Genomic DNA, 14,300 nt, shown 5'->3' on the forward strand with positions numbered 1-14,300 from the left:
CAACAACACATGCAGAGCAATTCGTTCAGCCGCCATGCCCAGCAGGTGCTCACCATCGCCCGCGGGCAGGCCAGCGGGCCGGGCAGCGACCCGTCCATCGCCCGTTCCTGGCTGCGTTGCCTGGAGGATTACCACCTCGACCCCGCACGCGCCCAAGCGCCCGTCGTGCTGGAGCACGGCCGCCTGCTGGAGAGCCGCGAGCGCCTGCACCAGGTGCTGCAGATCGCCGATAACGAGATGAACAGCCTGCACCAGCAACTGTCCGGCGCCGGCCATGCGGTGCTGCTCACCGATGCCCGGGGCGTCATCCTCAATTGCGTCACCACGCCCAGCGAGCGGCGCATCTTCGAGCGCGCCGGGCTGTGGCTGGGCGCCGACTGGAGCGAAGCCCGCGAAGGTACCAACGGCATCGGCACGTGCCTGGTCGAACGCCAGGCATTGACCATTCACCAGGACGAGCACTTTCGCGGCCGCCACACGGGCCTGACCTGTTCGGCCAGCCCGGTGTTCGACCCCCATGGTGAATTGCTGGCGGTGCTCGACGTCTCGTCGGCGCGGCCGGATGTGTCACGGCAGAGCCAGTTCCACACCATGGCCCTGGTCAACCTCTCGGCGAAGATGATCGAGAGCTGCTATTTCCTACGCCACTTCGAACAGCAATGGCTGCTGCGCTTCCACTTGCAGGCCGAGTCGGTCGGGCTGTTCAGCGAAGGCCTGCTGGCGTTCGATGGCGACGGGCGGATCTGCGCGGCCAACCAGAGCGCGTTGAATCTGCTGGGTACCATTCGCGGCGGTGTGCTGGGCAAGCCGGTGGACAGCTTCTTTGCGTGCAGCCACGACGAACTGTTCAGTCGCGCTACGCCACAAGGCAGTACTGCCTGGCCGTTGCATACTCGTGATGGCCGGCAGGTATTCGCCAGCCTGCGTGGCCAGGCGCGCACGCCGGTCTGGTCGGTGCCGGTGGCGTTGCCCCAGGCCAGCGAGCCGGGCATCTGCCTGCTCGACCCAGCCCTGCAGAACGATTTCCGCCGCGCCGTGCGTGTCTTCGAGCGTGACGTGCCGTTGCTGCTGCGTGGCGAGACCGGTTGCGGCAAGGAGGCCTTCGCCCAGGCCGTGCACCAGGTCAGCGCCCGTCGGCACAAGCCGTTCGTGGCGATCAACTGCGCCTCGATTCCGGAAAGTCTCATAGAGAGCGAGCTGTTCGGCTATCGCGGTGGCAGTTTCACCGGTGCGCGCAAGGAGGGCATGCGCGGCAAACTGTTGCAGGCCGACGGCGGCACCCTGTTGCTTGATGAGATCGGCGATATGCCGCTGGCCTTGCAGACCCGCCTGCTGCGGGTGCTTGAAGAGCGCCAGGTGGTGCCCATCGGCGGCGAGCCGCAGGCGGTGGATGTCCGGATCATCAGCGCCACTCACCGCGATCTGCTGGAACGGGTGGAGCAGGGCGGTTTCCGTGAAGACCTTTATTACCGCCTCAATGGCCTGGAGGTGGCGTTGCCGGCGCTGCGCGAGCGCAGCGACAAGGGGCAGTTGCTGGACTTCCTCCTGGCGCAAGAGGCCGAGGGCCAGGCCATTGGCCTCGAGCCCGCCGCCCGCCAGGCGCTGCTGGACTTCACCTGGCCGGGTAATGTGCGGCAGATGCGCAATGTGCTGCGGACCCTGGTCGCGTTGTGCGAAGGCCCACATATCGATTTTTCGGATCTCCCCCCAATCGTCCAGAAGGGCGCGCCCTCTGTAGGAGCGGCCTTGAGCCGCGAAAGGGCCGCGCAGCGGCCCCAGGATTCCAGCAGCGCTACTGATCCAACCGGGGCTGCGTTGCAGCCCATTCGCGACACAAGGCCGCTCCTGCATGCCGAGCGCGATGCACTGCTCGCGGTACTGGAGGCAAACCGCTGGCACCTGACCCACGTCGCCGAGCACCTGGGCATCAGCCGCAACACCCTCTATCGAAAACTGCGCAAACACGGCATCGCCCGGGCCGGCTGAGCGAAACAGCGGGTGCGATTTCCCTCGCCGTGGGCTACCCTGCCTCGACGTTTTGCGAGGTCGATCATGCACATTCACATTCTCGGTATTTGCGGCACTTTCATGGGTTCGCTGGCCGTGCTGGCCAAGGAACTGGGCCACCGCGTCACCGGCTCCGACGCCAATGTCTATCCCCCGATGAGCACCCAGCTCGAAGCCCAGGGCATCGAGCTCACCCAAGGCTATGACCCGGCCCAGCTGGAGCCGGCACCGGACCTGGTGGTGATCGGCAACGCCATGTCGCGGGGCAACCCGGCGGTGGAGTACGTGCTGAACAAGGGCCTGCCCTACGTTTCCGGCCCGCAGTGGCTGGCCGACCATGTGCTGCAGGGGCGCTGGGTGCTGGCGGTGGCCGGCACCCACGGCAAGACCACCACCAGCAGCATGCTGGCCTGGGTCCTGGAACATGCCGGCATGAGCCCGGGCTTTTTGATCGGCGGCGTACCGCAGAACTTCTCGGTGTCGGCGCGCCTGGGCGGCACGCCGTTCTTCGTGGTCGAGGCCGACGAATACGACAGTGCGTTCTTCGACAAGCGCTCGAAGTTCGTGCACTACCACCCGCGCACCGCGATTCTCAACAACCTCGAGTTCGATCACGCGGACATCTTCCCGGACCTGGCGTCCATCGAGCGGCAGTTCCACCACTTGGTGCGGACCATCCCGAGCGAAGGCCTGGTGATCCACCCGACCACCGAGCAGGCGCTGGAGCGGGTGATCGGCATGGGCTGCTGGACTCCGGTGCAGACCACCGGAGAGGGTGGCCAGTGGCAGGCGCGCCTGCTCAGCCCGGATGGTTCGCGTTTCGAGGTGTTGTTCGAGGGCGAGGCGCAAGGCGTGGTGGATTGGGCCCTGACTGGCCAGCACAACGTCGCCAACGCCCTGGCCACACTGGCTGCCGCCCGCCACGTGGGCGTGGCCCCGGCCATGGGCATCGAGGGCCTGAGCGCGTTCAAGAGCGTCAAGCGGCGCATGGAGAAGGTCGCCGAGGTTCAAGGCGTGACCATCTACGATGACTTCGCCCACCACCCGACCGCCATTGCAACCACCCTCGATGGCCTGCGCAAGCGCGTCGGCGAGGCGCCGGTGATCGCGGTGATCGAGCCGCGCTCCAACTCCATGAAGCTCGGCGCCCACCGCGACGGCCTGCCGGAAAGCGTCAACGATGCCGACCAGGTGATCTGGTACGCGCCGCCCAACCTGGGCTGGGACCTGGCCGGCACCGCTGCCCAGTGCAAGGTCCCAAGTGTGGTCGCCGACAGCCTCGAGGCGATCATCGACCGGGTCAAGGGCCAGGCTCGCCCGGGCACCCACGTGGTGATCATGAGCAACGGCGGCTTCGGCGGCCTGCACGGCAAGCTGGCCGAGGCCCTAAAGTGAGCGGGCCGGAGCGCATCACCCTGGCCATGACCGGGGCATCGGGGGCGCAGTATGGCCTGCGCCTGCTCGACTGCCTGGTGCGCGAGGACCGTGAGGTGCACTTCCTGATCTCCAAGGCCGCGCAACTGGTGATGGCCACCGAGACGGACGTGGTGCTGCCGGCCAAGCCCCAGGCGATGCAGGCCTTCCTCACTGAATACACCGGGGCCGCCGACGGGCAGATCCGTGTGTACGGCAAGGAGGACTGGATGTCGCCGGTGGCCTCGGGTTCCGGCGCGCCAGCGGCGATGGTGGTGGTGCCGTGCTCCACCGGCACCCTGTCGGCGATCGCCACCGGAGCTTGCAACAATTTGATCGAGCGGGCTGCCGACGTGACACTGAAGGAGCGTCGTCAGTTGATCCTGGTGCCGCGTGAAGCGCCGTTTTCAACCATTCACCTGGAAAACATGCTCAAGCTGTCGCAGATGGGCGCAGTGATCCTGCCGGCGGCGCCAGGCTTCTACCACCAGCCGCAAACCATCGACGACCTGGTCGACTTCGTCGTTGCGCGCATCCTCAACCTGCTGAACATTCCCCAGGACATGCTGCCGCGCTGGGGCGAGCACCACCACGGGGTCGACGATTGAGGCGGGCGTTGCTGGGGTTGCTGGTATTGATGCAAGTGGGCGGCTGCGCCACGGTGCGTACCCTGGACGCCAACAAGCCCGGCGCGCCGGTGGTGTACGCCGGCACGCGGCTGGACCTGTACGTGATGAACGGCGGCTGTTGCCCCGAAGACCGCTTCGGGGCAACGGCGCCGGCCTATCCGGGGCTGGACCTGCCGGGCAGCGCGTTGCTGGACACCTTGTTGCTGCCCCTGTCCTTGCTGACGGCGGCGGGGGTGGGCTTCAACGCCACGGGCGGGCTTTGACCCATCGGGGGGCTGCACCTACGCTGATCCTCAAGCGCGCCGCTTGCCTGTACGGGGCGGTGGCCTTCTGGATCACGGAGTGTCCGCATGCGCCTGATGCTGTTGACGATGCTGGCGTTGTCCTGGGGGGCCAGCGTTCGCGCCGAGCCCCTGCCCAGTTACCTCGATGGCAATGAAAGCGAAAGCCGCCTGCCCACGGCGAACTTGCCGGTAGAGGCCTACCGTCCGGGGGAGCCCTTCGTGCAGGTGGCGGCGCCTTACACCCTTCGCCAGCAATCCTTGGCGATGGACACCCGAGTGCAGGTGCGCAAGGTGCGTTTCGAGGGCGGTACCGTCTATGCGTTGAGCGAATTGCGCGATCACTACCAGCCCATCATCGGCCAGACGCTCAGCCTGGCCGAGCTGAGCGAACTCACCCAACGCCTCACTCGGCGTTATCAGCAGGATGGCTACCTGCTTTCCTACGCCTATCTACCCCCGCAGGACTTCAGTGACGGCCGGGTGCAGGTGGCGTTGGTGGAGGGTCATGTCCACGATTATCAGATTGAAGGTGATATCGGGCCAGCACGCGCCTACCTGGTCAGGTTGCTTGAGCGCCTCAAGGCCGAACGCCCGCTGACCCGGCAGACCCTGGACCGCTATGTCAGCCTGATGGGGCGTATCCCTGGCGTGACCTTGCAGGCCAGGGTCGAGGCACCTGTTGCCGACGATGGCGCCGCCCGGCTGGTCGTCCAGGTGTCGCGCAGGCCCTTTGCTGGCAACGTGATCGCGAACGATGGCAGCCGCGCTGATCCGCAGGCCTTGGTTAGTGTCGCCAGCAACGCCCAGACCCGCCGTGCCGAGCAGGTGCTCGCCACTGTGCTGGCACCTCCCGGCGACGACGAGGCGCATTACGCCCGCCTCGATTACAGCCAGTTCATCGATGACCAAGGGTTGCAACTGCAACTCTCGGCTTCGCGTTACCGCAGCGAGCCACGTACCCGCGTGCGACTGGACGATGGCACCGACCTGCGTCAGCACCGTGACAGTGACCGTTATGCGATCGGTCTCGGCCAGCCGTTGATCGCTGCGCCCGACGAGTGGCTGGAGGTGGTGGGGCGTTTCTACGTGGTCAAGGACCGGGTCGACTATCAGGGGGCGGCGCAGCAAGCGGATACCGCGACCGATGTTCGTGCGTTGTCCTTCGAAGGCGACTGGCGCAAGGTCGAGGCCGGGCGCCTGCGGATGCTCAGTGCCGGGGTCTATCAGGGCATGGACTACCTCGGGGCGCGCAGCAATGCTGGCTACGATTTGGACTTCCTGCGCCTGCGGGCATCCGGGCTGCAGAGTGACGATTTCACCGATCACTGGCAGGGCGTGGCATCGGCCGCCATGTACTGGAGCGGCGACAGCCTGCCCGACAGCGAGCGGGTGCTGTTCGGTGGCCAGGGCTTCGGTCGCGGTTATCCCCAAGACCAGGCGAGTGGCGACAAGGGCTGGGGGCTGGCCTACGAGGTCAACTACAGCTTCAGGCGCGGCGGCGAGTGGTTGAAGGTGGTGCAGCCTTACGTCGTGGTCGATGCCGCCAGGACCTGGTTCAACGAGGTGGATGTACGCGAGGCGAAGTTGTCGTCCGCCGCGCTGGGGGTGCGCTTGGGGGATAGGCGTTACTTCAACGTCGCCGTGGAACTGGCCAAGCCGCTGGCGGACGTTGCCCTGGACAACCTCGACCGTCGGCCCAGGTTTACGCTGAGCTTCAGTTGCCAGCTCTGAGAGTGTGCCGACTGTACTGGCCCTTTCGCCGGCAAAGCCGGCTCCTACAGGTGCGGCGTTGGCCTTGAGGCTGGCGCCGTACCTGTAGGAGCCGGCCTTGCCGGCGAATGCTTTGCAGGGTTCACGGGGCTTTGCGCTTTGCTAGTTCACGGCTTGCAACAGCGGCTTGGGAAACAGGTTCTCCAGGGTTTCCAGCAAGCGTGCGTGATAGATGGGCTTGCGGAACAGATCGAGCACCTGCAGGCGCAACAGGTCGCTGACGTCGTCCATGTCGGCGTGCCCGGACATCACGATCACCGGCAGGTGCTGGCGGGCGGTGTGGTCGCGCAGGCGCTGGATCAGGCCGATGCCGCTTTCCTCCGGCATGCGCAGGTCGGTGATGACCAGCGCCACGTCCGGGTGCCGGGTCAACTGTTGCAGGGCTGCCCGCACGGAGCTGGCGGTGTGGCAGGCAAAGCCTTCGTTTTCCAGCAGCTCGGCCAGCTCCAGCAGGGCGTGCTCGTCGTCGTCCACCAAGAGAATCTGCTGACGCAATGCAGAGGTCGGCATGCTCGGCTCCCGGGCTGTCGGTCAGACGTCCTGGCCTGCGATCACTGGGTGATGGCGGTCTTGATGCTGGTCATGATGGCACTGACTTCGGTGCCGATGGGGGTGACGAAGCCCGCCAGTACCACCGCGACCATGGCGGCGATCACCGCGTACTCGATACCGGAGGCGCCATCCTTGCGCTGGAGGAAGTGCTTGCAGTGAAGGAGGATCAGTTGCAGCAGCATGGCATGTCTCCTTGCGCTCATGTGGCGCGGGTCGCGGGGCTTGAAAGTGACACCCCTTTGCCATCACAGGATCGTCAAGCCATGGCCGGCTGCAAATGTAACAAGGCATTAATCCAAAAGTATTGGTCACAATCGGCGAGGCTAAGTTACTGTTTTGCCTGTGCGTCAATTTCATGGCTCGAAAAACGCTAACCAGTTAATGGCGAATCGGCAGGGCTCGGCTACCGTGCAATAGCGAAATAGTTACTTTTTGCCAGCATCGATCACGGGCACAGGGAGGGCGGGAATGAGCAGTCGCTTGACCATGATCCTGGCTGGCCTGTTTCTCCTCGCGGCGTTGCTGGCGGGCTACTGGGGGCTGCGCCTGAGCCGTCCGCCCGAGCCGCCGGCACCGCTGGTGCCTGCCGCCGACGCCTTGCCGGCGCCAACTCCCGTCGCCGTACCCGCGCAACCGCCTGAGCCGCCACGCTCACCCATCGTGGTGCTGCGCAAGGCAGTGCCGGCCAACGTGCCGCTGACCGAGGACGACGTGCTGGTCGAACGCTTGCAGGTCGTGCCTGCAGGCGCGTTCCAGCAGCTCGACCAAGTGCTCGGGCGCAGCAGTTCGCGGCCGTTGGCGGCCGGCAGTTGGCTCGATGATTCGAGCTTCCAGGCCGGTGGCCCGTTGGCGCGGATGATCCGCGCCAACGAACGTGCCGTCGCCGTGGCGGTGGACGATGTGATTGGCGCCGCCGGGCAGTTGCGGCCTGGGGATTTCGTCGATGTGCTGTTGTTCCTGCGCGAGGAGAACAACAACCCGCAGTCTTCGGCCCAGGTGGTGCTGCCGGCCCTGCGCGTGCTCAGTGTCGACCATCAGACGGGCCTGGCCAACGATGGCCGCCCGGCACAGACCGCCGAAGAACAAAAGGCCCGCCGCGACCAGCAGGCCCTGAACAGCAACGCTACCCGCACCGTCGGGCTGGCCGTGCCCGAGGCCCTGGCCAGCCGGTTGATGCTGGCCGCCCAGGCCGGCACCTTGCGCCTGGCCGTGCGCAGCGCCGACGAGCAGTTGCTTGCGCGCTATTGGTCCGGCGAAGACGCCAGCCCGCAACTGGCCGCCGCCAACCGCGACCTCTACCGCTTCAGCCAGCTGTCCCAGGTGCCGCTGGCCAACCCGGCCGCCGCCGCGGGTGGCGCGCCAGGCATGCAGATCATTCGTGGCGCCCAGGCGGCCAACGACCTGAACAAGACCCCCTGACCAGGCAAGGATGCAGCTATGCGTAGTTCCGTGCAGGTTTCCAAATGGCTGTGCCTGGTGGTGCCACTGATGCTGCTGATGCCGCAGGCGCTGGCGACGGGCAAGGGTTGTGCGGCGTTCGACCAGATGCCCACGGTGATCGAGATGGACCAGGGCCTGCAGCAGGAGTTGCGCCTGCCCGTGGCCATCACCCGGGTGGCGGTGGGCGAGCCGAAGGTGGCCGATGTCCAGGCCAGCGGCGAACGCGCGGTGCTGCTGACCGGGGTGGGGCAGGGCAACACCAGCCTGATGCTGTGGACCGACTGCGCGCCGAAGCCGCACCGGGCCATGGTGTTCATCAAGGGCCGGGCCAGCGCCGACATGGCCGAGGTGGCGCTGCAGGCCACCGAGCAGGCGCCGCTGCCGACCCAGGTGCAGGCCGACATCCGCTTTGTCGAGGTGCGTCGGCTCAAGTACAAGGAGGCCGGTGCCAAGCTGTTCTTCAAGGGCTCCAACAACAGCCTATTCGGTTCGCCTGGCACCGTGCCCAACACCGTGGTCCGGCCTGGTTATGTGCCGGGCATCCAGACCGGCACCAACCCGGTGACCTACGCCGACGTGCGCCCCGGCATCCCGCTCGACAACGATGTCTTCAACATCGTCTGGGGCGGCGGCAGCAGCCGCTTCCTGGCGATGATCAACGCCCTGGAGAACAGCGGCTTCGCCTACACCCTGGCACGCCCCAGCCTGACCGTGCTCAGCGGCCTGACCGCCAGCTTCCTGGCCGGCGGCGAGATCCCCATCCCGGTGCCCAGCAGCGGCAGCGACAACGTTTCGATCGAGTACAAGGAGTTCGGCGTGCGCCTGGCCCTGACCCCCACCGTGGTCAGCGGCAACCGCATCAACTTGAAGGTGGCGCCGGAGGTCAGCGAGCTGGACTACAACAATGCGGTGGTGATCGCCGGCACCCGGGTACCTGGCCTGAGCGTGCGCCGCACCGACACCAGCATCACCCTCGCCGATGGCGAGAGTTTCATCATCAGCGGCCTGATCACCAGCAACGTGCGTTCGGGCGTGGACAAGATGCCCGGGCTGGGCAACCTGCCGATCATCGGCGCGTTCTTTCGCCAGACGGCGCTCAACCGTGAAGAGACCGAACTGCTGATGATCGTCACCCCACACCTGGTCCAGCCGCTGGCCGTCAATGCCAAGCTGCCGGAGCTGCCAGGCGAAGGGTTGCGCACCTACGACCCCAGCTGGGGCCACCTGTTCTTCATGGAAAACGGCAGCTTCGATGGCCGTGGCGGGTTGTCGCGATGAACGAGAGCCTGAACCAGACCTACCTGGCGCTGACCCGCAACGAGGACGACCTGCACTGGCTGCAAGGCGCATTGGCGCCCCTGGGGCAGGTGATCGGCGCCAGCAACGGCAGTCTCGACGAGTTGCTGGCGCTGGTCGACATGACCTTCAGCAACCTGGTGTTCATCGGCCTGGACCGCGAGCAACTGGTCAGCCAGTGCGCGTTGATCGAGGGCATGCTCGAGGCCAAGCCGATGCTGGCCATCGTCGCCCTGGGCGATGGCATGGACAACCAGTTGGTGCTGCACGCCATGCGCGCCGGTGCCCGCGACTTCGTCGCCTACGGCTCGCGGGCCAGTGAGGTGGCCGGGTTGGTGCGACGCCTGGGCAAGCGCCTGCCTGCGGTGGCCAGCAACCCCAGCCTGGGCGGCCTGACCGTGCTCTACGGGGCTCAGCGCAGCGCCGATGGCGCGCTGCTGACCACCCACCTGGCGCGGGTGGTGCAGGACAGCGGCCAGCAGACCTTGCTGCTCGACCTCGGGCTGCCCCGCGCGGACAGCCTGGCGCTGTTGGGGCTGGAGGCGTCGTTTCACTTCGGCGATTCGCTGCGCCACCTGCGTCGGCTCGACGCGACCCTGATCGACAGTGCCTTCACCCGTGACAAGGGCGGGCTGCGCATCCTCGCCTACGCCGACAACGACGACGCCCTCGAGCAGACCAGCGCCGCCGAGCTGTACATGCTGCTCAGCGCCTTGCGCCAGCATTTCCAGCACATCGTGGTGAACCTCACCGGGCAGGCCGACAGCGAAGCCTTGCGCACCATTGTCAGCCACTGCGACAAGCTGATTTTCTACACCGACCAGAACATCCTCGACTGCCGGCGCAACCTGGAGGTGCTCGAGCAATGGCGCGACCGCGGCATCAAGCTGGAGCACGCCAGCCTGCTGGTCGACCGCTTTCTGCGGCATGTGGCGCCGGATGCGGAAACCCTGGCCAAGCGCTATGGGTTGCCGTTGCTCAAGGTCATGCCCTACAGCCCGGAGGTACGCCTAAACGCCAAGAACCAGGGGCTGAGCCTGTTCGAACTGGCCCCGCGCGAGGCCTTGACCCAGGCCCTGCGTGGGCTTGGCGAACGCCTGGCGCAACGATCCGAGAGCCTGGCCGCGCCAGCTCATGTCTGGCTGCGGCGCCTGTGGGGTAACCGATGAGCAGCGAAGAACCCTTTGGCGGGCCGCGCCACGCGGCCAGCGACCCCCAGGTGCTCAAGCGTGCGCTTCATCGCCACGTGATCGACGCCATCGAGGACAGCGGCCGCAACCTGCTGGAGGGGGCGCGCCCGGTGCTTTCGCAGTTCGTCCTCGAACAGGTCGGCGACTATGTCGCGCGCCTGCGCCTGGCCCTGTCGCGCTATGAAATGGAACGCCTGGGCGAAGAGATCGTCGACGAGCTGACCGGCTACGGCCCGTTGGAAGTGTTGCTGCGCGACCCGAGCGTCACCGAGATCCTGGTCAACGGGCCGTACCGGGTGTTCGTCGAGCGCGCTGGCCTGTTGCAGCAGACCGACCTGCGCTTCATCGATGCCCACCATGTGGAGCGGGTGATGCAGCGCATCCTTGCGCCGCTGGGCCGGCGCCTGGACGAGTCCTCGCCGATGGTCGACGCACGCATGCCCGACGGCAGCCGGGTCAATGCGATCATCCCGCCGGTGGCGCTGGACGGTCCGTGCCTGTCGATCCGCAAGTTCCGCCAGGACATGCTCAAGAGCGCCGACCTGCTGGCCACCCGGGCCATCGACCAGGCCATCTTCGACTTCCTCGAACGCGCCGTGGGTCGGCGCTGCAACATCCTCGTCAGCGGTGGCACCGGCACCGGCAAGACCACGATGCTCAACATCCTCAGCCAGATGATCGCGCCCCAGGAACGCCTGGTGACCATCGAGGACGTGGCCGAGCTGCAGATGCACCACCCCCATGTGGTGCGCTTGGAGACCCGCCCGCCGAACGCCGAGGGCCACGGCGAGATCAAGGCCAGCGAGCTGATCCGCAACGCTCTGCGCATGCGCCCCGACCGGATCGTGCTCGGCGAGATCCGCGGCGCCGAGGTGGTCGATGTGCTCACCGCGATGAACACCGGCCACGACGGCTCGATGAGCACCGTGCATGCCAACAGCGCGCAGGACGCCCTGCTGCGTCTTGAGACTCTGGTCGGCCTGACCGGCCGCCAGGTGGCCGAGAAGACCTTGCGGCAGATGATCTGCGCGGCGCTGGACGTGGTGATCCAGCTGACCCGCCTGGCCGATGGCCGGCGTTGCGTGAGCGAGGTGCTGGAAGTGGTCGGGGTGCGTGACGATGTCTACGTCACCAGTACGCTGTTCCGCCTCGACCGGCGCAGTGGCGATGGCTTCCTGCGCGACGCGCCGCACCCCTCAGGGGCCAAGTTGCGCCATGAGGGAATACTGTAATGGGCCCGCTGCTGCTGGCCCTCTCGCCGCTGTGCCTGGGCATGGCGCTGCTGATGTTCCGCCTGGGCCTGCACAAGCGGGGCGAGGAGCGCATCCTCCTGCGCCTGGGGCGGGCCTACCGCGCAGTGCGCCTGGGCAATGCCCGGCGCGACTGGCTCGACCCGCTGCTGCAACGGGCGGGCCTGGCCCATGGCGAGGTTTCCCCACGCAACTGGCTGCTGGCCTGGTTGGGGCTGACGTTGCTGGCGGGGCTCGCCGCGGGCTGGGTGGCAGCGCTGATGGCACTGCTTGGCTTGCCCCTGCTGGGCTACTTCTACCTGAGCTGGCGTTGCCGGCGGCAACTGCGCCAGATCATCGAACAACTGCCGGGCCTGCTCGACTACAGCGTGCGTAGCCTCAAGGCCGGGCGCACCCTCAGCGACGCGGTGCTGGGTGGCGTCGAAGCCACCCGCGAGCCGCTGCGCTCGGCGATGCTGCGGGTGCGCCGCAACGTGCAGCTGGGCGTGCCGCTGGACGATGCGGTCAGCGAACTGGCCGAGCTCTACGGCCAGGACGAATTGCGCATGTTCGCCCTGGGCCTGCGTATCAACCAGCGCCATGGCGGTAATGCCAGCGAGCTGATGGAGAACCTGATCAAGCTGATCCGCGAGCACGAGCAGGGCGACCGTCAACTGCGGGCGATGACCGGCGAGACGCGCATCACGGCATGGATCCTCGGCGCCTTGCCCTTGGGCATGGTCGGCTACTTCCTGTTCGCCAACCCCGGTTACCTGATGGCCATGTGGCGCGACAGCCACGGGCAGATGATGCTGCTGTTCGCCTTTGCCCTGCAGGCCGTCGGTTGCCTGGTGCTGTGGCGCATGATGAGGAGTCTCTGACCATGGCCTTGATGCTCAGCGCGCTGTGCCTGTTTGCCGGTTTCGTGCTGCTGGCGCTGCAACTGGCCTGGCAGTGGCGGGCGCGGCAGCGGGTCGCGCGGCGCCTGCAAGGGCGCATGGCCCGTGACGAGCGGCTGGGGGACTGGTTGCAGTGGCTGGGCAGCAGCCCGCTAGGGCGGCGCCTGCAGCGGCTGGATGGCGAAACCCAGGCGCTGCTCGACCGCCTCGGCTGGCGGCGCAGCCGGCAGCGTGCACTGTTCGCGGCCGTGCAGCTGGGATTGCCGTTGCTGGCGATGATTGTGGTGTTGGTCATGGTGCATGGCTTGCCGGGGGAGCGGCGCGGGCATTGGGTCGTGCTGGTGCTGTGCGCGCTGGGCGCCGGCTACCTGCTGCCCAAGCGCCTGCTGGCGGCAGCGGCGGCGCGGCGGCAGCGGCGGATCGCCCGGGAGGTGAGTGTGCTGATCCCGCTGTTGCGCATCCTTTTCGAAACCGGGTTGGCAGTGGAGCAGGCCCTGCGGGTACTGGCCCAGGAAGGGCGCAGCCTGGTACCGAACATCAGCGACGAGTTGCGCCTGGTGCTGCAGCGGGTCGACTCGGGCCTGGCTTTGGGCCCGGAGCTGGAGAAAAGCGCGCGCCTGCTGGCGGTGGATGAGCTGATCGACACCTGCGTGATCCTTCAGCAATTGCTGGTGCAGGGCAGTGGCTCGATGAAGTCGCTGCTGGCGCTCAAGGAACTGCTCGACGACCGGCGCCTGACCGGACTACAGGAGCGGGTATCGAAGATGTCGGCGAAGATGTCGGCGGTGATGATGGTGTTCCTGTTCCCGGCCTTGCTGATTGTCCTGGCCGGGCCGGGTTTTTCCGCCTTGGCGCGGGCATTGGGGTCCTGAGGGGGAAACGGATGAGAGCGATCATGGTGTTCACCGGCCTGTTGCTGCTGACCGGGTGTGCCGGGCAGCAGCCCGACAGCCTGGCCCGGCTGTTCAATGGCGGCGCCTGCGGCAAGCCTGACGCCGACCAGCAACTGAGCCTGGACATGGCCGACCAGATGATCGACGAGGGTCGCCCCCATGCCGGCCTGGCGCATCTGGAACAGTTGCCCGACACGCTGGAAGCGGTGCGCTTGCGCAAGGCCAAGGTGCTGCGCCAGCTCGGGCGCAGCGACGCCGAGCCGCTGTACCGCAGCCTGCTGGGTGGCTGCCTGGCGGCTGAGGGCGAGCATGGCCTGGGCCAGCTGGCCTCGGCCCGCGGCGACGATGTGCAGGCCCTGCGCCACCTGCAGCGCGCGGCGCGCCTGGCGCCCACCGACGAAAAGGTGCGCAACGACCTGGGGGTGGTGCAGATGAACCTGGGGCATCACGAGGAGGCGCGTTTCGAGCTGCTCACCGCCATCGAACTGAAGGATGACAATCCGCTGCCGGCGCTCAACCTGGTGACCTTGGCGCTGGTGCAGGACAACTGGCGCCAGGCCGAGGACCTGGTGAACCGGCTGCGTCTGGGGCCCGCGCAGTTCGCCGAGGCCCAGGCGCGGGCACAGCAGATCAGGTCCACCGGGCGCGGTCCGCTGGCCAGCACGGCGCCGTCCACTTCGTTGCTCAATTGATCGGAG

General features: G+C 67.0%; 14 protein-coding genes. 12 read left to right on the top strand and 2 right to left on the bottom strand.

What is annotated here, in order from left to right; genetic code table 11:
* Positions 1-9: 9 nt before the first annotated feature.
* The 5 genes from PSEEN_RS02970 (at position 10) to PSEEN_RS02990 (ending at position 6,064) form a co-directional block, all read left to right on the top strand.
* Positions 10-1,986, top strand: coding sequence for a sigma-54-dependent Fis family transcriptional regulator (locus PSEEN_RS02970; protein ID WP_011532007.1), 1,977 nt, complete (start codon positions 10-12; stop codon positions 1,984-1,986).
* 66 nt (positions 1,987-2,052) lie between these two features.
* Positions 2,053-3,402, top strand: a complete 1,350-nt coding sequence (gene mpl / locus PSEEN_RS02975) for a UDP-N-acetylmuramate:L-alanyl-gamma-D-glutamyl-meso-diaminopimelate ligase (protein ID WP_011532008.1) — start codon at positions 2,053-2,055, stop codon at positions 3,400-3,402.
* Positions 3,399-4,028, top strand: coding sequence for a flavin prenyltransferase UbiX (gene ubiX / locus PSEEN_RS02980; RefSeq protein WP_011532009.1), 630 nt, complete (start codon positions 3,399-3,401; stop codon positions 4,026-4,028). The genes mpl and ubiX overlap by 4 nt, the downstream gene beginning before the upstream one ends.
* The gene (locus PSEEN_RS02985; RefSeq protein ID WP_011532010.1) at positions 4,025-4,312 is read left to right on the top strand and encodes a YceK/YidQ family lipoprotein; all 288 of its coding nucleotides are present in this window, start codon (positions 4,025-4,027) and stop codon (positions 4,310-4,312) included. Before ubiX ends, PSEEN_RS02985 begins: the two co-directional genes overlap by 4 nt.
* Positions 4,313-4,399: 87 nt before the next feature.
* On the top strand, positions 4,400-6,064 hold the full coding sequence (locus PSEEN_RS02990; protein WP_011532011.1) for a ShlB/FhaC/HecB family hemolysin secretion/activation protein: 1,665 nt from the start codon (positions 4,400-4,402) through the stop codon (positions 6,062-6,064).
* 141 nt (positions 6,065-6,205) lie between these two features.
* Here the strand turns inward: PSEEN_RS02990 and PSEEN_RS02995 are convergent, their stop codons facing one another.
* Both PSEEN_RS02995 and PSEEN_RS03000 read right to left on the bottom strand, forming a co-directional pair.
* Positions 6,206-6,613, bottom strand: a complete 408-nt coding sequence (locus PSEEN_RS02995; protein WP_011532012.1) for a response regulator — start codon at positions 6,611-6,613, stop codon at positions 6,206-6,208.
* Positions 6,614-6,654: 41 nt separating this feature from the next.
* Complete coding sequence (locus PSEEN_RS03000; protein WP_011532013.1) at positions 6,655-6,837, bottom strand: Flp family type IVb pilin; 183 nt, start codon at positions 6,835-6,837, stop codon at positions 6,655-6,657.
* A gap of 286 nt (positions 6,838-7,123) precedes the next feature.
* Between PSEEN_RS03000 and cpaB the strand changes: the two genes are divergently transcribed.
* The 7 genes from cpaB to PSEEN_RS03035 are packed head-to-tail and all read left to right on the top strand — an operon-like array spanning position 7,124 to position 14,294.
* Complete coding sequence (gene cpaB / locus PSEEN_RS03005) at positions 7,124-8,074, top strand: Flp pilus assembly protein CpaB (RefSeq protein WP_011532014.1); 951 nt, start codon at positions 7,124-7,126, stop codon at positions 8,072-8,074.
* A gap of 18 nt (positions 8,075-8,092) precedes the next feature.
* Entirely contained in the window at positions 8,093-9,373 is a 1,281-nt protein-coding gene (locus PSEEN_RS03010) for a type II and III secretion system protein family protein (protein ID WP_011532015.1), read from the top strand.
* The gene (locus PSEEN_RS03015) at positions 9,370-10,560 is read left to right on the top strand and encodes a CpaE/TadZ family protein (protein WP_011532016.1); all 1,191 of its coding nucleotides are present in this window, start codon (positions 9,370-9,372) and stop codon (positions 10,558-10,560) included. The genes PSEEN_RS03010 and PSEEN_RS03015 overlap by 4 nt, the downstream gene beginning before the upstream one ends.
* Complete coding sequence (locus PSEEN_RS03020; RefSeq protein WP_011532017.1) at positions 10,557-11,813, top strand: TadA family conjugal transfer-associated ATPase; 1,257 nt, start codon at positions 10,557-10,559, stop codon at positions 11,811-11,813. Before PSEEN_RS03015 ends, PSEEN_RS03020 begins: the two co-directional genes overlap by 4 nt.
* A complete protein-coding gene (locus PSEEN_RS03025) occupies positions 11,813-12,691 on the top strand; it encodes a type II secretion system F family protein (protein WP_011532018.1) in 879 nt (292 codons plus the stop codon). The genes PSEEN_RS03020 and PSEEN_RS03025 overlap by 1 nt, the downstream gene beginning before the upstream one ends.
* 2 nt (positions 12,692-12,693) lie before the next feature.
* On the top strand, positions 12,694-13,581 hold the full coding sequence (locus PSEEN_RS03030) for a type II secretion system F family protein (RefSeq protein ID WP_011532019.1): 888 nt from the start codon (positions 12,694-12,696) through the stop codon (positions 13,579-13,581).
* Between the two features lie 11 nt (positions 13,582-13,592).
* The gene (locus PSEEN_RS03035; protein WP_011532020.1) at positions 13,593-14,294 is read left to right on the top strand and encodes a tetratricopeptide repeat protein; all 702 of its coding nucleotides are present in this window, start codon (positions 13,593-13,595) and stop codon (positions 14,292-14,294) included.
* Positions 14,295-14,300 lie beyond the last annotated feature (6 nt).

The sequence above is a fragment of the Pseudomonas entomophila L48 genome, from assembly GCF_000026105.1.
GTDB lineage: Bacteria > Pseudomonadota > Gammaproteobacteria > Pseudomonadales > Pseudomonadaceae > Aquipseudomonas > Aquipseudomonas entomophila.